16 protein-coding genes and 4 pseudogenes are annotated in these 18,981 nt (G+C 67.1%); 10 read left to right on the top strand and 10 right to left on the bottom strand.

The window, feature by feature from the left end; translation table 11 throughout:
* Positions 1 to 90: 90 nt before the first annotated feature.
* Entirely contained in the window at positions 91 to 723 is a 633-nt protein-coding gene (locus tag O7595_RS33210) for an FMN-dependent NADH-azoreductase (RefSeq protein WP_269732283.1), read from the bottom strand.
* A 257-nt stretch (positions 724 to 980) separates the two neighbouring features.
* On the opposite strand from O7595_RS33210, the gene O7595_RS33205 reads away from it, so the two are divergent.
* Together O7595_RS33205 and O7595_RS33200 are read left to right on the top strand one after the other, a co-directional pair.
* On the top strand, positions 981 to 1,886 hold the full coding sequence (locus tag O7595_RS33205; protein WP_269732282.1) for a metallophosphoesterase family protein: 906 nt from the start codon (positions 981 to 983) through the stop codon (positions 1,884 to 1,886).
* Entirely contained in the window at positions 1,834 to 2,514 is a 681-nt protein-coding gene (locus tag O7595_RS33200) for a 4'-phosphopantetheinyl transferase family protein (RefSeq protein ID WP_269732281.1), read from the top strand. Before O7595_RS33205 ends, O7595_RS33200 begins: the two co-directional genes overlap by 53 nt.
* Positions 2,515 to 3,052: 538 nt before the next feature.
* On the opposite strand, the gene O7595_RS33195 is transcribed toward O7595_RS33200, so the two are convergent.
* On the bottom strand, positions 3,053 to 4,189 hold the full coding sequence (locus tag O7595_RS33195; protein WP_269732711.1) for a helix-turn-helix transcriptional regulator: 1,137 nt from the start codon (positions 4,187 to 4,189) through the stop codon (positions 3,053 to 3,055).
* Between the two features lie 340 nt (positions 4,190 to 4,529).
* Positions 4,530 to 4,652 (bottom strand): annotated as a pseudogene (locus tag O7595_RS33190) (IS5/IS1182 family transposase); the annotation flags it as partial.
* Positions 4,653 to 4,810: 158 nt separating this feature from the next.
* Between O7595_RS33190 and O7595_RS34015 the strand changes: the two are divergent.
* A complete protein-coding gene (locus O7595_RS34015; protein WP_443071797.1) occupies positions 4,811 to 5,191 on the top strand; it encodes a histidine kinase dimerization/phospho-acceptor domain-containing protein in 381 nt (126 codons plus the stop codon).
* A gap of 464 nt (positions 5,192 to 5,655) precedes the next feature.
* Here the strand turns inward: O7595_RS34015 and O7595_RS33180 are convergent, their stop codons facing one another.
* From O7595_RS33180 to O7595_RS33170, 3 genes are read right to left on the bottom strand one after another with little or no spacing between them, the layout of a single operon-like run.
* Positions 5,656 to 6,633, bottom strand: coding sequence for an NAD(P)-dependent alcohol dehydrogenase (locus O7595_RS33180; RefSeq protein ID WP_269732280.1), 978 nt, complete (start codon positions 6,631 to 6,633; stop codon positions 5,656 to 5,658).
* Positions 6,634 to 6,653: 20 nt separating this feature from the next.
* Positions 6,654 to 6,923, bottom strand: coding sequence for a hypothetical protein (locus tag O7595_RS33175; protein WP_269732279.1), 270 nt, complete (start codon positions 6,921 to 6,923; stop codon positions 6,654 to 6,656).
* A 5-nt stretch (positions 6,924 to 6,928) separates the two neighbouring features.
* On the bottom strand, positions 6,929 to 7,273 hold the full coding sequence (locus tag O7595_RS33170; RefSeq protein ID WP_269732278.1) for an ArsR/SmtB family transcription factor: 345 nt from the start codon (positions 7,271 to 7,273) through the stop codon (positions 6,929 to 6,931).
* A 302-nt stretch (positions 7,274 to 7,575) separates the two neighbouring features.
* Here O7595_RS33170 and O7595_RS33165 point away from each other — a divergent pair, with 302 nt between their 5' ends.
* Positions 7,576 to 7,992 carry a DUF4259 domain-containing protein gene (locus O7595_RS33165; protein ID WP_269732710.1) on the top strand — a complete coding sequence of 139 codons (417 nt, stop codon included), beginning with the start codon at positions 7,576 to 7,578 and terminating at the stop codon, positions 7,990 to 7,992.
* Between the two features lie 120 nt (positions 7,993 to 8,112).
* Here the strand turns inward: O7595_RS33165 and O7595_RS33160 are convergent, their stop codons facing one another.
* The gene (locus O7595_RS33160; protein WP_269732277.1) at positions 8,113 to 8,964 is read right to left on the bottom strand and encodes a group II intron maturase-specific domain-containing protein; all 852 of its coding nucleotides are present in this window, start codon (positions 8,962 to 8,964) and stop codon (positions 8,113 to 8,115) included.
* A 114-nt stretch (positions 8,965 to 9,078) separates the two neighbouring features.
* On the opposite strand from O7595_RS33160, the gene O7595_RS33155 reads away from it, so the two are divergent.
* A complete protein-coding gene (locus O7595_RS33155) occupies positions 9,079 to 10,305 on the top strand; it encodes an IS256 family transposase (protein ID WP_269726693.1) in 1,227 nt (408 codons plus the stop codon).
* Between the two features lie 2 nt (positions 10,306 to 10,307).
* Here the strand turns inward: O7595_RS33155 and O7595_RS33150 are convergent.
* Positions 10,308 to 10,826, bottom strand: a pseudogene (locus O7595_RS33150) (reverse transcriptase domain-containing protein); the annotation flags it as partial.
* Positions 10,827 to 10,988: 162 nt separating this feature from the next.
* Here O7595_RS33150 and O7595_RS33145 point away from each other — a divergent pair.
* Positions 10,989 to 12,231, top strand: a pseudogene (locus tag O7595_RS33145) (IS256 family transposase).
* Positions 12,232 to 12,458: 227 nt separating this feature from the next.
* Here O7595_RS33145 and O7595_RS34010 read toward each other — a convergent pair.
* Positions 12,459 to 12,662 carry a transposase gene (locus O7595_RS34010; RefSeq protein ID WP_443071796.1) on the bottom strand — a complete coding sequence of 68 codons (204 nt, stop codon included), beginning with the start codon at positions 12,660 to 12,662 and terminating at the stop codon, positions 12,459 to 12,461.
* Positions 12,663 to 13,183: 521 nt separating this feature from the next.
* On the opposite strand from O7595_RS34010, the gene O7595_RS33140 reads away from it, so the two are divergent.
* The 3 genes from O7595_RS33140 (at position 13,184) to O7595_RS33130 (ending at position 16,352) form a co-directional block, all read left to right on the top strand.
* On the top strand, positions 13,184 to 14,317 hold the full coding sequence (locus O7595_RS33140; protein ID WP_269732276.1) for a sensor histidine kinase: 1,134 nt from the start codon (positions 13,184 to 13,186) through the stop codon (positions 14,315 to 14,317).
* Positions 14,314 to 14,988, top strand: a complete 675-nt coding sequence (locus tag O7595_RS33135) for a response regulator (protein WP_269732275.1) — start codon at positions 14,314 to 14,316, stop codon at positions 14,986 to 14,988. Before O7595_RS33140 ends, O7595_RS33135 begins: the two co-directional genes overlap by 4 nt.
* A gap of 140 nt (positions 14,989 to 15,128) precedes the next feature.
* Positions 15,129 to 16,352 carry an alpha/beta hydrolase gene (locus O7595_RS33130; RefSeq protein ID WP_269732274.1) on the top strand — a complete coding sequence of 408 codons (1,224 nt, stop codon included), beginning with the start codon at positions 15,129 to 15,131 and terminating at the stop codon, positions 16,350 to 16,352.
* Positions 16,353 to 16,455: 103 nt separating this feature from the next.
* Here the strand turns inward: O7595_RS33130 and O7595_RS33125 are convergent.
* Positions 16,456 to 16,917: pseudogene (locus O7595_RS33125) on the bottom strand (helix-turn-helix domain-containing protein); the annotation flags it as partial.
* A 1,170-nt stretch (positions 16,918 to 18,087) separates the two neighbouring features.
* Here O7595_RS33125 and O7595_RS33120 point away from each other — a divergent pair.
* A complete protein-coding gene (locus O7595_RS33120; protein ID WP_269732273.1) occupies positions 18,088 to 18,957 on the top strand; it encodes a CAP domain-containing protein in 870 nt (289 codons plus the stop codon).
* Positions 18,958 to 18,981 lie beyond the last annotated feature (24 nt).

Below are 18,981 nucleotides of genomic sequence, written 5' to 3'. Positions count from 1 at the left end.
CCGGGGCGATGTGCTTCCGCCCGCCCGGGGTCTCCAGCGGGTTGCGGCAAGCGGGTGCGAACTCCTAAGAGATCTGCGGGCGTGCAGGCATCAGGCGGCGAGCTTCTTGAGCGTCTCATGGGCAGTTGCCAGGGACTTCTCCGCCAGCGGCTTGAGCTCCGCCATGGCCGGCACGATCGCGGCCAGGGTCAACTCGGCGTGCACAAAAGTGAGGTTGTCCGCGAGACCGATCGCCTTCAGGATGTGCCGCAGGTACGGCTCCTGGTAGTCATGGCCCTCGCGCGGGGTCCCCGGAGCGTAGGAGCCGCCGCGCGCGGTCACCACGATGACCGGCTTGCCGCTGAGCGGACCGGAATCGGCCCCCGGGAGAATCGCGTGGGCCGGGCTGACCAGCAGGTCGATCCAGGCTTTGACGTTTGACGGGATCGTGTAGTTGTACATCGGCACGCCGAGCACGATCGTGTCGGCGTCGTGCACCTCAGACACCACCGTGTCGACGAGCGCCTTCTCCTCGTCCGTCTGGCCGTGATCGCGGCTGGGGTCCATAACGTACTCGCGCACGGGATGGGTGATGTGGGGAATGGGCTGGACAGCCAGGTCGCGGTAGACGTAGCCGGCGTCAGGGTGGTTTTGCCGCCACTGGGTCGCAAAGTACGAGGTCAACTGACGCGACGTAGAACCCTCATGGCGGATGCTCGCATCGATGTGAAGCAGAGAAGACACAAAGACCCCTGAATTTGCTGGGCAGTTCGGCAAGACCGCAGTTGGTCCGCGAAAATCGGGAGGCTGACCTGCACGACGCTAGACAGTGCGGTCGTCGCGAGGCATCCCCAGGTCTGGTAGCTCCTGACCGAAGGCATGAGATCCATGAAGAGGGCATGTAGGTTTGGCATCATGCGCAGCTCGACAGGCATCTCCCAGCACCGAGCTTCCTCTGGGCCCGCCGCTGTACTGATGGGCTCCTGGACCAAGGGGTGAAGGTGGAGTCGACGGACGGCCGTGGACGCCTGCTCGCCATCAGCGACCTGCATGTCGGCTACGCCGAGAACCGAGCCCTCGTGGAGAAGATCCAGCCCACGTCGGACGAGGACTGGCTGCTGGTCGCCGGTGACGTCGCCGAAACCGTCGCCGACATCCGCTGGACCCTCGAACTGCTGGCCGGCCGCTTCCGCAAGGTGATCTGGGCACCCGGCAACCACGAACTGTGGACCCACCCAGCAGACACGACCACCCTGCGCGGCGTGGAACGGTACGAGCACCTTGTCGCCATGTGCCGGGAAATGGATGTGACCACACCCGAGGACCCCTACCCCGTCTGGGCCGGCCCGGACGGACGCGCAGCCATCGCACCGCTCTTCCTGCTCTACGACTACTCGTTCCTCCCTGATGGCTGCACGACCAAGGAGGAGGGACTCGCGTACGCGCACGGCACCGGGGTCGTGTGCTCCGACGAGTACCTGCTGCACCCCGATCCCTATCCCAGCCGCGAGGCGTGGTGCCGGGCCCGGGTGGCTGCGACCCAACGCAGACTGCAGGAGATCCCCGGCGATCTCCCCGTGGTGCTGATGAACCACTATCCGCTGGACCGGCATCCCACGCGGGTCCTGCGCTACCCCGAGTTCGCCATGTGGTGCGGAACCCGCCTGACCGCCGACTGGCACCGCCGTTTCCGGGTCGCATGCATGGTCTACGGTCATCTTCACATTCCGCGGACCACCCACCACGAGGGCGTCCGCTTCGAAGAGGTGTCGCTGGGCTACCCCCGAGAATGGGGCCCGCGCGCACAGCCGCCCGGAAGGCTGCGTCACATTCTTCCGAGGGAGGACCAAGCACGTGTTCGAGTTGCTCCCGGGGTCGGTCGCGGTCGTGGAGGCGCTGGGCAGTGACGCCCTCGGCGACGGCGTCATCCTCTACCCCGAGGAGGCGGCGGTCATAGCGCGGGCCGTGGAGAAACGGCGCCGCGAGTTCACCGCCGTTCGGGGCTGCGCACGGCTCGCCATGGAGAAGCTCGGTGCGGCGCCGCAGCCGGTTCTGCCCGGCGAGCGTGGCGCACCGCGCTGGCCCGAGGGACTGGTCGGCAGCATGACGCACTGCGAGGGCTACTGCGCGGCCGCGCTGGTGCGCGCCGAGGAACTGGCTTCGCTGGGCATCGACGCTGAACTTCACGACCGTCTCCCCGACGGTGTCCTGGAAGCGGTGGCGCTGCCGTCTGAGCAGACCAGAGTGCGGAATCTCGCCCGCAGCCACCCCTCTGTCCACTGGGACCGGCTGTTGTTCAGCGCCAAGGAGTCCGTCTACAAGGCGTGGTTTCCCCTGACCGGAAAGCCGCTCGACTTCCTGGAGGCCGACATAGAGATCGCCCCAGCAGCCACCGCGGAAGCCTCCGGGACCTTCCGGGCGCGGCTTCTGGTCCCGGGCCCGCTGGTCGACGGACATCGCATCGAGACCTTCGACGGCCGCTGGACCGCACACCGGGACCTGCTCTCGACGGCCGTCGTCGTACACCACTTCTGAAGTATCTGCGGCGATGCGAGGAGCACGAGGACGGACGTGACCATGGACAGCACCGAGCAGCAGCGTCGCGGCGACACCCTCCAGCGCATCAGGGAAGAGTCATGGACTTGACGTGATCGCCTCGGCTACTACCAATCTGAGGGATACGGGCCGGCTGACAGGGGTCTGGTTTGGTCTGTGATCAAGCTCTCATCACTCAACACCCCAGCCAGGCCAGGGAAGCACCATGGTCACGGCCTTCCGTAACGTGCTTTAGGGGTCTTCCTGACGAGCGCCGACCATCAGATTATCCCCAGACAGAAGTCCCCCTGGAATTCGCGAAATGTCGGAGGTATTCAGGATGGCTACTTTCCGGGCGTTCCTGCCCGGCGATCCGATTCCCCCCTGGAGCGGCCGACGCTTGGCAGTGGTGACCCACTCGCCCGCGCCGATGGCCAACGGCACGGCGTGAACGTGCAGGTCATCACGGAGCCGGCCGGTCGCGCCCTGTGACTCTCACCCGCAGGCCCGGCGCCTTGTCGGCCATGTGCCCGATTGGCTAGGCACCTCTCTCGACGGCACGGGAGCCCTGTCCGTTGCCTACGGTCCTGCCGTCAACCGTCCGGAGGCCACCCTGAAAGCCCTCAATATTGGTCCAGACCCTGGCCAACTCCACGCGCGAGGAGATCTGCAACTTGGAGAAGATTTTCTTTAGATGGTAGGCCACAGTATGTGGAGATATGAAAAGGTGTCTAGCCGTCTGAGTGTTGGTCATTCCCTGCGCTACCAATTGAGACACCTTAGCCTCAGTTTCGGTGAGATTCGCGATCGCCGTCGGCGGGGTTGCGCGCCAGCGGGATTGATGGTGCCTAACACCGAGATCCCACAGTCTCTTCTTGATTCGCAAGGCATCGCGCGGGGCTCCCGTCTCGATATAGGCGTCGGCGCTCTGCTCGAATATTCTTATGGTCTGGTCCCGTTGCGACCGCTCACGGGCCAAGAACTTTCCGATGTCTTCTATAGCCGAAGCTCGCGCCCAGGGGTGGACCTGCGTCTTCGCAGCGAGCCGGAGATCGACCAAACTTCGCTCGAATAGACTTTGCGCGTGGAGGGCTGATGCCGCTAGCGCATGGTGCTGCGGGTTCATTTCAGCCAGTTTCTGAGCTAGCTTCACTGCTTTGTGCGCCGTTGGCTTCTGGTCGAATTTCAGCGCCAGCCGCACGATCCAGGGGGCGGCAGCCGACTGTGACAGGAGTACACTCCTGCTGACCGGGCCGAAGTCAACGAGTTCCTCGATGACTGGTGCGACGCCCTCGGCTCCCCATTGGGCTTCGCGTATCCGCACGTTTACCCATGCGCACTGTCCCGCCAGCAGGGTGAGACGCCCCATGAATGCGTCGTCGGTTATCATCTGCATGTGCGACGAAGCCGCATTCACTTCTGCACGCCGCAAAGCGATCAATGCCAGGATGAGGTGACTCGCGATACGGGTTTCAGAGTCACCCTCGGCTTGCGCAAGCACCTGGTCACTCAGGTCCGCTGCTGCGTCCAGGTCTCCGGCCATGAAAGCCAGGTGCGATCGGGCTAGCGAGAGTCCGGCCGGGGAGATCACCGGGCCGAAGAGACTGCTATTCTGATTCTCTGGATGGTAGAGAAGTTTCGTTACGCGTTTGAATTCTCCTCTCCTTGTCAGCACGAAAGCCAACCACATTCTAGTACGCAGGTCACAGTCGCATGAAGAGTCAGGGGCTGTCTTGGCAGCAGGTCCTTCAGTAAGATGCAGACTGCGGTCGGACCAGCCATTCAGCCAGAGAGCTATCGCCTGTCGGATGAGCTGACATTTTGCGCATGTTCCAGCATTGGGAAATATGCGCGCAGATTCTGCCAGAAATGACCTTGTGGGCATTTAAAATCCTTCCCCGTCCCTCAGCGATCAAGGCTTTCAGGTTCGATTTAAACTTTCAAGCGCCCTTCCTGGCCATCATGGCTTGATGTGATCGCTCTCGACAACGACCGTAAGTATTAACTCAGACGTTTCAAACCTGCCGCTCCAGGGTAAAGACGGCGATGGACGGCATTCGATTCGGATCGCACCGGGGCCTGCGGAAGATCCGCCACGCCTTCAGTCGTGTGACGCCGCGCTCGACCGGCGCCCGTGCTGTGTCCTCGTCGCCGCAAGCACCTGGCTCATCACGGGCCGCGCGCTACGGCCCGTCGAGGCCATCGGTACCGAATTCGTCAATCTCAGCGCCCACCACCTCGACCGGCGCGTCCCCGTCTCCGCTCCGGCAGCGAGATCACCCGCCTGGCCACCACCATGAGCGACACCCTCAACCAGCTGGAGACTGCCGTCGCCCAGCAGCGGCAGTTCGTCGCCGACGCCTCGCACGAACTGCGCACCCCCCTCACGGCTCTGCGCGCCGAACTCGAACTCGCCCTGAACCGGCCCGAGCTCGGGTCCCAGGGTCCCGGGAAGCGCGTCGGCAGCACGGCCCGATCCAGCGAGGCCCGTAACCGGAAACCCCTCCACGCGAGTTTCGCTCCGGGAGCCCCGCCCCTGCTTAGGACCAAGGGTTCACGGATGGTGTCCGGACGGCCACGGCTCGCGGCTTCCGGTGACGCAGCGCAGATGCCCGGCAATCCACCAGAGTCGGCAGACCGCGACCCCCGCAAGGTCAAGACCGCCTGCTGGGCGTGATCGCCCGGGCGGGCCTCGCACTGCGACGACTGCAGCAGCGCGTCAGCGGCCTGGACCCGCGCCCACGCGCACCCGGGTCACCGAGGCCGACGATGTGGCCCGCACTCTGCAGACTGCGCGGATCATCTCGCGGGTCCGCGCCGACACCCGGTTGGCCTCGCCTCGTTCGCCACCTGGATCACCGACTTCCACAACGCCAGGCGGCTACACAGCATGTGCGGGTTCAAGAGCCCGATCGCCTACGAACGTGACTACCGAGCCACCCTCGCCGAGGGACTGGCCGCATAGACCGTCTCCACGCTGCGAGGGGATCGACACACGTCCGGCTCCCCGCGGGGTGGCGGCAAAGATCCCCACGCAGGTGGAGCGAGCGACGGTTCGGCCGGACCGTACGGCCGCTTCCCCGGCCGCATGCGCCCCGGCCGCGCAATCAGCCGCGTTCGGTGTCGCTCCTCCGGTATCGCTCACCCCGGTCCACCAGCAAGCATGATGACGGCGCCCCTCTTGCGCCCGGTGTCGACGTATCCGTGAGCTTCGGCGGCCTGTTCCAAGGGGTAGGTCCGGTCGATGACAGCTCGGATCGCTCCTGCCCCGGCGAGTTCCCCGAGCAGCACGAGGTCCTTGGTCTTCTCACGCGGCGGCCTCAGCCCGGTGAACTCAATGCGTGCCTTCTTGCTCCTGAGCTTCGTCCACAGCGTCTGGCCAAGGATGGCCATGCTCGGAGCGGTGGTGAGGTAGATCCCTCCCCGCTTGAGCGCACCGCGGCAGTAGGCGAACGAACTCTTCCCCACAGCGTCGAAGATGACGTCGTAGGTCCGTCGGTTCCGCGCGAAACCCTCCTTGGTGTAGTCGATGATCTCGTGGGCTCCCAGCGATCGCACGAGCTCGATGTTCGCCGTGCTGCACACCCCGGTGACCTCGGCCCCGAGATGCTGGGCGAGTTGCACCGCCGCGGTCCCGACGCTGCCCGAGGCGCCGTTGACGAGAATCGACTGCCCGGCCCGCAGGTTCGCCGCGTCCCGGAGGAAGGGCAGCGCGGTGAGCGCCCCCTCGGAAACAGCCACGGCCTCGGCATGCGTCAGGCCGGAGGACATGGCGGTCACCGCCGAGTCCTCCCGGACACAGACGTACTCGGCGTGCATGCCGAACGATCCGCTGATCGCGACGACCCGGTCGCCTATGGCGAACCGCCGCACACCCGTACCGACCACCTCGACATCTCCCGCACACGCGCCCCCGAGGACGGGGTTCCTCGGGCTGAAGGGCCCGAAGGCCAGCCTCGCCGAGAAGGGCCTGCCCTGGCGTGCGGCGCAGTCCACGGCCGTGAGCGCCGCCGCACGAATGCGGATCAGCAGTTCGCCGGCCTTGGGCGTGGGCTTGGGCACCTCCTCGACGCTCAGCACCTCGGGAGCGCCGAAGGCACGGTGGACGACCGCCTTCATATGAGTGCCCCCGTCCACTGCTACTCGACCGTTCGCAGGATCTGTTCTATGGAGACGGTCCTCGACCGCAACTCGGCCACATCGGCGGCGGCTCGCTGCTGTGCGTCGACGGTGCTCTCGGCGAGCTTTTCGTAGCGCTGCACGAGTTGCCGCAGGTCCTCCCGCTGCATGGCCTGGAGCTTGGCCTTGCGGATCTCCAGGTGGACCGACATCGAGCCACCGATCAGCGTCGTGGCCATGAGCAGCACGCCGAGAACGAGAATCGCCCCCGGCCAGGTCGTGACGTCCATCAGGACTACTCCTTGCGTGCGGGACCCTTGCCCGGGTCCGAAGTGGTCAGGGACTTGGCCGCCTCGGTCAGCGCCGAGGCGGACAGGTGCAGGTCGAAGTCGATGACTTCGAAGTACTTCATGGCCTTGCCGTCGTCGGACAACTCCATCGTGCCGACGACCAGTCCGGCCTCCTCCAGGCGCTGCAGGTGCATACGGAGGAGAGGACGGCTCACACCGATTTCGCGAGCCAGATTGCTCACATAGTCCCGGCGCACGGCCAGTCTCGCCACGATGCGGACCCGGAGGGGGTTGGCCAGCGCCGCCAGCATCATGACCAGTTCGTCGCCGGTCAGCGGTGCGGCCACCATCAACCTCCTCCATGCGTAAGGCTTTTCTTACACATGAAAGTGTACGGTCTCCCCGCCTCCGAGGCAATGCGACGGGCTGCTTCAGCGACGGGTGGGGTGCTGGATCCCTGCAGGAGGTTGCTGTCCCGCGCCGCCATCGGTGCCCCGGCCACCCTGCTCCTGGGATCCGGCAGCGCGCAGTGACCGCCCCGGGTCAGGTGGAGACGCGATTCCATGTCGGGATTGAGTCATAACACGACCCTCCCCCTACCCGTGACGGAGCGTCACCAGCGCACAGAGGCACAACCCCGCTTCACGAAAATATCGCCAGGGCCACGTTCACGTGTACGCCGACAGCCGCAGACTTCGCCGATGAACTCGAGGGACTCACCCCCAGCCGGGTCATCGACGTGCTGGAGGGGGCGTTCCAGCGAGTAACCGACTCGGGAGAGCGCGTCGGTGGCGGAGACCGGGCCGAAGCCGTTGCCGCTGGCGCTCTCGCCGCCAGCACCCTCCCGGACAGCCCCATCGTGATCGACCCCGATGACGGCCCCAGGGAACCACTGCCCGAACTGCCGGCCTCGCTTCGCGCGTCGGCGAGACTCGCACTGGACCGGGTTCTCCAGGGCGGATCGGAGATGACAACCGGCTGGGTGGACAGCGCCGACGCCGATCAGTGGCGCCAGGAAGTGCGACAGATCCTCCAAGCACTCGAAACACCCGCTGATCACCACTCGTGACCGATTCGCTGAGTAGGCCCGGAGCGCGGTGCCGGGATTGCTCCCGGCCCGTTTCTCCGGACCTCTCGCCGAACCCGCCGTGCGCCTCTCAACGCAACGGGCTCTCCACGGTCTCTGCCGTCAGACGTGGTTCGCAGGCTGCCATGGGTTGGGGGTCGTGCTGGCCCGGTATCGGTAACGGGAGACCGTGACCGATGCGATCCGGAACAGTTCGATCCCGTCCGCCGCGATGGGTCGCCACCGCCCGGTGGGGGTGGTGAACCGGCGGCGGACGTCGCCCCAACTCCATCGGTGACGTTCCCGCAGCATGCGGATAAGACGCCACCACACGAAGGCGTCGAGCCTGTCGAAGACATGCTTGGCGACTGCGTGCTTGAAGTAGTTGGCCCAACCGCGCATGATCTGAGTGAGTCTCTTCAGCACGGTGGCAAGATCCTGCTGCGATGTCCTGCCTGTCAGAGCACGGACCTTCGCCTTCAGCGACCGGATGGGCCGGTCGGCGATGAAGGTGTAGACGTGCCACTTGTTCGTGCCTCCTTTGCGTTTCCACTGGATGCGGAAGCCCAGGAAGTCGAACCCGTCGCTCATGTGCACGATCCTGGTCTTGGCCTGCGACAGCCGCAGACCGAGAGGTTCGAGCACGTCAGCGACCTCTTCGCGCAGTGCCGCGATGTCCCCTTCGGTGCCGTGCACCAGGACGACGAAGTCGTCCGCGTAGCGGACGACCCGCCACGTGGGTTGACCTTTGCGGCGCCGGTAGGCGCGTTTGCCTTCGGTAGCCATCGCCCCACCTGGTTCCCACGGGCCGTGCAGGTGCTCGTCGAGCGCCGACAGGGCAATGTTCGCCAGCAGCGGGGACAGGATGCCGCCTTGCGGGGTGCCGGTCAGCGTGTCCTTGCTCTCGCCGAGTTCCGTGAAAACTCCGGCCTTGAGGAAGGCTTTGACCAGCGCCAGGACACGCTTGTCCTTCACCCGGCGATGGTGTCCCGCCGAGTGGTGTAGCAGCGATCTCCGCATAGCCCCTGGTCATGAGGCGGCCATCGCGCAACTCTCCGAGTAGCGAAGCTCGTTGAGAGAGGTGACACGATGGCCTTGTCCCAGCATGACTTACTTCGGCTGATGGAGTCACTGCGTACGGCGGACGGAATCGAGTTGATCAGGGTCCTGGCCCAGCGGATCCTGCAGGAACTCATCGAGGCCGAGGCCACCGCCCACATCGGCGCGGAGCCCGGCGAGCACGCCGACACCCGTACGACCTGGCGCAACGGTCACCGCGACAAAGTACTGACCACGCAGGCCGGGGACCTGGACCTGGCCATCCCCAAGGTCCGCACCGGCAGCTTCTTCCCCAGCCTGCTGGAACGCCGTCGCCGCATCGACCAGGCCCTCTACGCCGTCATCGTCGAGGCATACGTCCACGGAGTGTCCACCCGCAGCGTCGACGACCTGGTCAGGGCACTGGGTGCTGACAGCGGCATCTCCAAGAGCGAGGTGTCCCGGCTCTGCACCGGGCTGGACGCCGAACTCACCGTCTTCCGCACCCGGCCGCTGGATCACACCCGTTTCCCCTACATCTACCTGGACGCGACGTACTGCAAGGCCCGCGTGAACCATCAGATCGTGTCCCAGGCCGTAGTCATCGCCACCGGCATCACCGAGGACGGCGGACGCGAAGTGCTGGGCCTGATGGTCGGGGACAGCGAGACCGAGGCGTTCTGGAGCGAGTTCCTGCGCTCCCTGCGCGAGCGCGGTCTGTCCGGGGTCCGCCTGGTCATCGCCGACCACCACAGCGGTCTGGTCAAGGCCGTGCGCAAGGTCATGCTCGGCGCCGGCTACCAAAGGTGCCGCGTTCATTTCCTGCGCAACGTCTTCGCGGTGATCCCGAAGGATTCCGCGGAGATGGTGGCGGCCACCATCCGCACGGTCTTCGCCCAGCCCGACGCCGCAGCCGTCCGGGCCCAGCTCGACACCGTCGCCGACATGCTCGGCCGCCAGTTCCCCAAGGTCAGGTCCATGCTCCTGGAAGCGAAGGAGGACTTGACCGCGTTCGCGGACTTCCCTGATCGGCACTGGAAGAAGATCCAGTCGACCAATCCGCTGGAGCGGATCAACCGCGAGATCAAACGCCGGACCGACGTCGTGCAGATCTTCCCCAACCCCGACGCCCTCGAACGCCTCACCACCGCCGTGCTCATCGAGATGCACGACGAGTGGATCGCCTTCCCCCGCCGCTACCTCCCCGAAGGCAGTATGGACAAGATCTACCCCAACAACGACCAGATCGGTCCGGCTACACCACCACAGGGGACATGACCCACCCGGCGACGCACTCGGTCCATCAGGGCCGTGTGGTCGATCGAGTCAAAGCACGCCTCGATGTCCGCATCCAGCACCCAGCGGTATCCCCGGCTGCCGAAATAGTGGATCTCGGCGATCGCGTCCTGGGCCCGCCGTCGGGGCCGGAACCCGTAGGAGACCGGCTTGAAGTCGGCCTCGAAGATCGGTTCCAGCACCAGCTTCAGCGCCGCCTGAACAACCCGGTCCGCAATCGTCGGAATCCCGAGCTTGCGGACCTTTCCCGAGCCTCCCGGCTTGGGGATACTGCGTTCCCGCACCGGCAGAGGACGGAACGAACCGTCCTTGAGGGCGGCCCGCAAGTCGTTCAGGAACCCGGGAACACCGATCGACTCCTCAACATCGGTGGCCGTCAGGCCGTCGACGCCGGGAGTCCGGGCTCCCTGGTTGCCCGCGACCCGATCGAACGCCACCAACAGCGTCGCCGGATCGTGCACGAAGTTGAACAGGTCATCGAATCGGCGGCCGGGATCGGCCACCGTCCAACGGTGAAGCGATGGCGTCCCTTGACGTGGTGTAGCCGATCACGGTTAGGGAGTGCGCCGGGGGCGTGCGCTGACAGCGATTCCGCTCCCTGCCCAGCAGGCGGGCCACCTGCAACTCTCCTTGGTGAACGGCCAGTTCAACCCGGGAGGTGCACGGTGGCCCTGTCCCAGTCTGACCTACTACGCCTGCTGGAGTCACTACGTTCGGCGGACGGGCTTGAACTCGTCCGCGGCGTGGCCGAGCGGATGCTCCAGGAGCTGATCGAGGCCGAGGCCACGGCCCGGATCGGCGCGGAGTGGAATGAGCGCACGGAGACGCGCACCGCGCTTCGCAACGGCCACCGCGACAAGACGGTCAGCACGCAGGCCGGCGACCTGGACCTTGCGATCCCCAAGCTCCGGTCGGGGAGCTTCTTCCCCGCGCTGCTGGAGCGACGCCGCCGCATCGACCAGGCCCTCTACGCGGTCATCATGGAGGCATACGTCCACGGCGTCTCCACGCGGTCGGTCGACGACCTGGTCAAGGCCCTCGGCGCGGACACCGGGATATCCAAGAGCGAGGTCTCACGGATCTGCCAGGACCTGGACGGCCAGCTGACCGCGTTCCGTGCCCGGACCCTGGACCACGTCCGCTTCCCGTACATCTACCTGGACGCCACCTACTGCAAGGCGAGGGTCGATCACCAGATCGTGTCGAGGGCAGTGGTGATCGCCACCGGGATCACCGAGGACGGCGGCCGCGAGGTGCTGGGCGTGATGGTAGGCGACAGCGAGACCGAGATGTTCTGGACCGAGTTCCTGCGTCACCTGCGCGAACGCGGTCTGACCGGGGTCCGGCTCGTGATCGGAGACCACCACTTGGGGCTGGTCAAGGCCATCCGCAAGGTCATGCTCGGAGCCGCCTACCAGCGCTGTCGCGTTCACTTCCTGCGCAACGTGTTCAGCGTGATCAAGAAGGAAGCGGCGGAGATGGTCGCCGCGACGATCCGCACGATCTTCGCCCAGCCCACAGCCGACGCGGTCCGCACCCAGCTCGACACCGTCGCCGACATGCTCGGCAAGCAGTTCCCGAAGGTCAGGGAGATGCTGCTGGACGCGAAGGACGATCTGACCGCCTTCGCCGCCTTCCCGGAGCGACATGGGAAGAAGATCCAGTCCACCAATCCACTGGAGCGGATCAACCGCGAGGTCAAGCGCCGCACCGACGTCGTCCAGGTCTTCCCCAACGATGACGCGCTCCTACGGCTGGTCACCGCCGTGCTCTTCGAACTGCACGACGAATGGATCGCCTTCCCCCGCCGCTACCTGCCCCGAAGGAAGCATGGACCAGCTCTACCCCGCCGAGCGCTCCGAAAGCGCCCCCGCGCTACCCGACACCACCAACACGACCGCCGGATGATCGGCTACACCACGAGAAGGGACACGACCGCGGCACCTTTGCCGTAGCCACGGCGGACGACCATGAGCTGGTCTTGGGAGCCGCTCTTGTCGCAATAGACGACTGCGGCGGATGAACGCCTACACCTCGCTCATCGATCGCTCTCCTTCGCGAAGAAGACCGCCACTTTTCGCAGCGCCTCGATCGTCTCCGCCTGCTCGGCGGCCAGCCTCCGCAGCCGACGCAGCTCATCGCGCTCGGCCGTCGTGAGTTCTCCCGGCGCCCCCTGTCCGCGATCGATCGCGTCCTGCTTGAGACCCAGTTCCCTCGGAGCTCACCCCGAGCTGCCCGGCCACCTCGGTGACGGTCTTCCCGGAGGAACGCACGAGCGCGACCGCGTCCCGCTTGAACTCCTCCGTATATCGCCTGCTGCTGTCGCTCTCGCTTCCCATCTGGCACTACTTCCTCTGGAACCTCACGTCCCAGTCTCCAGGCGTCCACGACCAAAGGGAAGCTTCAGGCCGAGGAGCCGATCGTCCGCGTCTCGACATGTAGCGCAGCCTGCGGTATGCCGGATCGTTGGGATCCGCGCTCGGCACGCTGACCATCCGCTGGCGCGGCGCACGGGCCTGGACCGGGTCGCCGCACCGGCGGACTTTCGCTGGCAGATTCCGCAGCCCCAGATAGGCCGGGTTTCGGGCCCGGCGCTGCCCTCGGGTGTACTGCGCATGTGGCTCCGGGGAGCCATACGCTGGTGAGCTCTGTGGGGGGATGCGCTCAGAAGGTTCGCTGTCTACTGTCGTGTGGCATTGCCACGTGCTGACCCCTGAGGATGCCTGTTGTGTCAGAAAATCTACGAATACAGGAGGGTGTCAGCGGATTTGCGCCATGCAGGTCGGCGCTGCCGGGGCTTCGGGTGGATCTACTGACTGCGAGGGCCCGGCCTTTGCCGCCGCTGTCCTGGCCTCGCCGCTTGAGCCGGCTGCCGCAGGTCTCGGTGTTCCTGTGCGCTGTGGCGTTGGGCGGGACCGGCGCGGATGTCACTGCACAGGTGCTGGCTGCGGTGCACGCCGTCACCGTGGTGGTGGCGTTGCGGTGGCCCGCGCCGGCATGGTGGCTGGCCATGGCCATGACGGTCGTCGTCGTGGTGGGGCATCCGCCCACGCCCGACAACTGGCTGTGGGTGTGGGCGGTACAGGCCTTGGTGCTGCTCCTGCTGTCGCTGCGGGTTCGTCCCTTCTCGGCGGCTGTGGCAACCGCGGTCACGGCCTTGCTCATGCTGGTTCTGAAGCTGTCCGGGACGGCCGTCGGGGACTGGCCCGTGACCGCCATTGGGAGCGTGTTACTCGTTGTGGGGACGGTCTTGGGGTCGGTCAGGCGAGGACGGCGTGAGGATCGTGCCCGGCTGGCTGAGCAGTTCGTTGCGACCGCCCACGAGCGAGCCGCACGGACCGTGCTGGAGGAACGGGCCCGAATCGCCCGTGAGTTGCACGATGTGGTTGCCCATCACATGTCTCTGATCTCCGTTCAGGCCGACGCCGCCCGCTACCGTGTGCCAGATCCGCCCACCGAACTCGTCAGCGAGTTCGCGTCGATCCGGGCGGGTGCGCTGGAGGCGCTGACGGAGCTGCGCCGCCTGCTGGGCGTGCTGCGCTTTGAGGCTCCCGGCGACGGCGCAGCCGGCACTGCTCCGCAGCCCTCCCTGGTTCGACTCGACGACCTGCTGGACTCGGCCCGCGCCGCGGGGATGACTGTCATCTTGCGGGTCCGGGGGACCGTACGGGCCCTGCCGCCAGGGGTGGAGTTGTCCGCGTACCGGGTCGTTCAGGAAGCACTGAGCAACGCCCTGCGGCACGCGCCCGGCGCCGAGGTCCGCGTGCGGATCGGATACGGTCACGACATGCTGACGCTGAGCGTCACCAACACTCCCGTGCCCGTGGCGTCCGGACCGTCACCGGGCGCAGGGCACGGCCTGACCGGCATGCGCGAGCGTGCCGCGATGCTGGGCGGCGAGCTGACCGTCGGCCCCGCGTCCGACGGCGGCTGGGAGGTCCGTGCTGTGCTCCCTGTCCCCGCCCCACCCACCGGCAAGGAGCGCACTCCGTGACGATCCGCGTGCTGATCGCCGACGACCAGGCCATGGTCCGTGACGCGTTCTCGGTCATGCTCGGCGCCCAATCAGACCTCGACGTCATCGCGTGTGCCGAGGACGGCGAACAGGCCGTCGCGCTCACCGAGGAACTCGGGCCGGACGTGGTCGTCATGGACATCCGGATGCCGAACCTGGACGGCATCGAGGCCACACGCCGCATCACCGCACACCTCGAGGCGGCTAGCAGGATCCTGATCCTGACCACGTTCAACCTGGACGAGTACGTGTACGAGGCGCTGCGTGCCGGCGCGGGGGGTTTCCTTCTCAAGGAAGCCTCGGGTGACCGGCTCGCGGAGGCGGTGCGGATCGTCGCCCGCGGTGACGCCCTGCTCGCCCCGGACATGACCATGCGGCTGATTAACGAGTTCGCCCGCGCCACATCCGGTCCCCGGCCCACATCCGGGGCGCGGATCGAAGAGCTCACGCCGCGGGAGACCGAGGTCCTGGTTCAGGTCGCACTCGGCCTGTCCAACGCGGAGATCGCGCGGAAACTCGTGGTCGCCGAGGAGACGGTCAAGACCCACATCGGCCGCATCCTGAGCAAGACGCAGCTTCGGGACCGCACCCAGGCCGCCATCCTCGCCTACGAGAGCGGCCTGGTGGTGCCCGGCTCCAAGCCGCGGTGATCGCGCATACCCCTGGGGAGCCAGGCGGCGGTTTGGCTCGGTGGAGGGACGCCGGTCAGTAGGTCCGGCCGGGACGCTGGTGCCAAATCCGGCCACAGCCTGATCCGGCAGCCGGTGACCCCATCTCACGGAGCGCCAACATGTCCACGCCTCAGCCCTCTGCCACGGCCGCCCGGTCGACCCGCCGTCAGGCACGCCCCGGGCCCGTCCACAGGATCCTCCGCATCGTCCTCGCGCTGATCGCCTCGCTGATCGCCTTCCTCGCCGCAGCGATCGTGTGTGGCGCCTGGATACCGACGATCCCGAAAGCCGGCGTCATCGGGCCCGTCCTGGGAGGCCAGTACCCGTTCCACATCGCGCTGTTCGCTCTCGTCGGGCTCGGCCTGGGTGTACTGGCATGGCGCAGCGGTCTTGTTCGCTGGGGTCGGACACTGACCGCGCTCACCGCCGTGTCGGCGGCCTTCGCCCTGGCTATTGCCGCGGTCCAGTACGCCACCGCCAGCAAAGAGGACACCCGAATCTCCTTCAGCGAGATCTTCACCCAGATTGCCTACCCTGGCACCGTCCCCGACGCTTCCCCCATCTACGTCATGCGCGACGGGGAGAAGCTGAAGGCCGACCTCTACCTTCCCGACACTGCACAGACCGGCTCGGGCAAGGTCCCTGGGATCGTGCTCGCGCATGCCGGCGGCTTCCACACGTTCGACAAGAGCGACCTGCGCGGCACCGCCCGGTGGCTGGCCGACCACGGCGTCGCCGCGATCGCCATCGACTACCGCCTCGCCCGTCCCGACCGGCCCACCTGGGACAAAGCTCCCCAGGACCTCGTCACCGCACTTCGCTGGACCGAGGACCACGCCGACCGCTACGGCATCGACCCCGACCGCATTTCCCTGGGCGGCATGTCTGCCGGCGGCACTCTCGCCCTGGACGTTGCCTGGGGCCTGAGGAACGGCACCCTCATGGCCACCGACGGCCGCACCCCCAAGCCCCCGGACTCGGCCGTCGGGTTCTACCCCGGCACCGACGTCACCGACATGTGGCAGCGCGATGTCGCCGGCAGCCGTGAGGCTGCCGAACTGTTCACCGGCGGCACTCCCCAACAGCACCCGGACCGCTACCGTGCCGTCTCGCCCACCACGCATGTCACCGCAGGGCTCCAGCCCACCCTTCTCGTCGTCGGCGACCGCGACCGCAGCGCAACCCCCCTCACCATCGAGGGCCTCGCCGACGCCCTGCGCGCCAAGGGCGTCGACACCACGGTCAAGAAACTGCCCTTCGCCGAGCACGCCTTCGACGACGCCTACGGCAGTCTCACCTCCCAGACCAGTCGACAGATCCTCCTCGACTTCCTCACCCGATAGTGACTTCGGTTCGTGGGAGCGTGGGTCTGTAAATCGTTCGACCTTGTCCCATATTCGGTGGTAACGGAGCGATCATGAGGGTCATTGACCTTCGTGTGAAGTTTGTGGCCGACGCCGTCGGGGACGTTGCCGAGTTTCTTGATGTCGACGTGGACGAGTTCCCCGGGAGTCTCGCGTTCGTAGCGGCGGATGGCATGCCCGTGGGCCGGTCCAGGTGGGACAGGCGGGCCAGCCGGTAGCGGGTCAGGACCCGGTGCACGGTCGAGGGCACCAGACCGAGCAGGTGCGCGATGCGGGCCGGCCCCCACCGGCGCAGGACACGGATCTTGATGATCCGCCGCTCGGTCCGGGTCGGTGTGCGGCGAGGGCTGTGGTGCGGGCGGCTGGAGCGGTCGGCCATCCCGGCCTCGCCCAGAGCCCGGTAGCGATCAGCCCATCGCTGAGCAGTGGAGGGCGAGACCCGGAAGCGCTCGGCAGCCCGCCGAAGCGGCCATCCGTCCTCGGCCACGCATCGGGCCAGTCGCAGTCGGCCGGTCTCGGTCAGGGGTGCATTACGGTGGGGCACGAGGGCCTTTCTGGTCGCCGGTGCAGATGTCGCAATCCACACCAGGCCAGAAGGCCCTCACCCATTTCAAGATCCCTCAGCCGAGACCTGCATCACCGTCCACAACCTCCCGGGACAGAACAACTAGGCCAGCCGGGCCCTGAACCGGGACAGCACGGTCGCGTCGAAACGGTATCGGTCAGCTCCGCGCCGACCGCGTACTTCGAGTCGATCGCGCAAACCGCCATCACGGCGGCCTGCCGGTCGGTCACGTTCTCCGTGAACTGCAGCACCGTGACCAGCGACAGCACAGCTGGCGGCAGGCCCGGCGCCCCACGGCGTCCGAACGTCTCGGTGAACGGCTCGTCCGCGAACACCTCGCCCAGCCGGTCCCGCGCCCGCATCGCCAGCAGCTGCTGCCGTGGCTGACATGGATGCTCAGGCCCAGGCGGAGCTCGGCGTGCACCCGGTGGGAGCCGTAGGTGCCTCGGCGAAGCGGCGTGGATGCCCACGATGGCCTCCGTCAACCAGGCGTGTCTGACCAGGCGGTTCGACGGCGGACGGTCCCGCCAGGCGTAGTACCCGGACTCCGCGACATGCAGCACCCGGCAGGCCGGTTGCACCGGCAAGGGCTCGCGGGCCATCACACGGATGGCTTCGAACCCCGCCTTTTGAGGGCATCACCTCACCCAGCAGTCCGGCGGCTCGCCGATGGATGGCCAACTCGGCCTCCAACTCGGCGATCCGCTTGCGGGCCGGGGCCGTCGTCCGTCTCTCCCGCATGAGGGCACAGAGGTGGCACCGCCCACGCGCGCGGCCCCACCGGAGGGTGTCCAGGGCGGCTTCTCGCCCTTCGCCACCTGCGCGTGCCGCCGTGCGTGCGGCGAGGATGAGGGCGGTCAAACCGGCCGACACGGCGACGGTGGGTGGATGTTGCACAGCCGGGCCTCCGCGTACGGCCGGCGAGGATTGGTCCGGACCTGTATGCCGCAGCGCACCGGCCTCCGCAGGGACTCCCTTGGCTGCGCCTGATGGCTTTCTTATGGCTTCTTGAAGATGCCACTACGGCGGGGGTGCGGCCCTCGATGCGGCCTACGATCTCGGCAACCCCCACCGCGGTCCTGGTGGGCGCGGCAACGCCTACCAGGACCGCGAATGCACTGCCGTCTTCCTTTCCGAGGTGTCGTACGCATGGGTTCTCGTCGAGCCGCCAGCCCCAACGCCCGTTCACGCGCCCGCCGCCCCAAGGGCGGACTGCGGGCCCGCACCGTCGCACTGGCGCTGGGTGCGATCACCGTCACCACCGGGGTCGGAATCGCCCTGGCCGCCGGCGACGACGACCAGGGCGCCACCTCGGGCCGGGTGACGGCCGACGCCGCCGGGGAGGGGCCCGGGCCGCTTGTGACGGACACCGCGACGAACGATCCGACACCGTCGGCCACTCCATCGGGAACACCGAGCGCGAGCGCGTCGCCGAGTCCGAGCGTCACCGCCTCGGCCAAGCCGAAGCCCACGCACACCCCGACGGCCGCGCCCCGGACGCAAACCAGGACGCCGACGCAGTCCTCGAGGGGCAGCGGCGGATCAGGGTCCAGCTCCGGCGGATCCGGCACGTCGGGCGGATCGGGAACGTCCGGCGGCTCGGGTACTTCGGGCGGCTCGGGCGGCTCCACGTCCGGCGGGCCCGAGGCCCAGGTGCTCTCGCTGGTCAACAAGGAGCGGGCCGCGGCCGGCTGCTCGCCGGTGACCTCCAACGCCGCGCTGACCCGGGCTGCCGACGACTACAGCGACGTGATGGCCCGCAGCGGAGTGATGTCCCACACCGGGCCCGACGGATCCACGATGAGCAGCCGGGTCGAGGCCGCCGGGTACGTGTGGTCGACGCTCGGCGAGAACATAGCCCGGGGCCAGGCCGACGCCGCGTCCGTCATGAACGCCTGGATGAACAGCTCGGGCCATCGCGCGAACATCCTCAACTGCTCCTTCAAGGAGCTCGGCGTCGGCGTCCACTTCGGTGACGGCGGCCCCTGGTGGACCCAGAACTTCGGCACCAGGCGCTAGCACTATGGGGCGGTCGCTGCCGCC

It is taken from the genome of Streptomyces sp. WMMC940 (assembly GCF_027460265.1).
In the GTDB taxonomy this organism is placed as follows: domain Bacteria; phylum Actinomycetota; class Actinomycetes; order Streptomycetales; family Streptomycetaceae; genus Streptomyces.
Note: the sequence above shows the minus strand (reverse complement) of the source record. Positions and strands in the feature narration are given on the sequence as shown.

Bases quoted from the DNA above. Each gene is read 5' to 3' on its own strand.
- O7595_RS34015 (WP_443071797.1), top strand. From the start codon at position 4,811: ATGAGCGACACCCTCAACCAGCTGGAGACTGCCGTCGCCCAGCAGCGG.
- O7595_RS33180 (WP_269732280.1), bottom strand. From the start codon at position 6,633: ATGAAGGCGGTCGTCCACCGTGCCTTCGGCGCTCCCGAGGTGCTGAGC.
- O7595_RS33175 (WP_269732279.1), bottom strand. From the start codon at position 6,923: ATGGACGTCACGACCTGGCCGGGGGCGATTCTCGTTCTCGGCGTGCTG.
- O7595_RS33170 (WP_269732278.1), bottom strand. From the start codon at position 7,273: ATGGTGGCCGCACCGCTGACCGGCGACGAACTGGTCATGATGCTGGCG.
- O7595_RS33155 (WP_269726693.1), top strand. From the start codon at position 9,079: ATGGCCTTGTCCCAGCATGACTTACTTCGGCTGATGGAGTCACTGCGT.
- O7595_RS34010 (WP_443071796.1), bottom strand. From the start codon at position 12,662: ATGGGAAGCGAGAGCGACAGCAGCAGGCGATATACGGAGGAGTTCAAG.
- O7595_RS33130 (WP_269732274.1), top strand. From the start codon at position 15,129: ATGTCCACGCCTCAGCCCTCTGCCACGGCCGCCCGGTCGACCCGCCGT.
- O7595_RS33120 (WP_269732273.1), top strand. From the start codon at position 18,088: ATGGGTTCTCGTCGAGCCGCCAGCCCCAACGCCCGTTCACGCGCCCGC.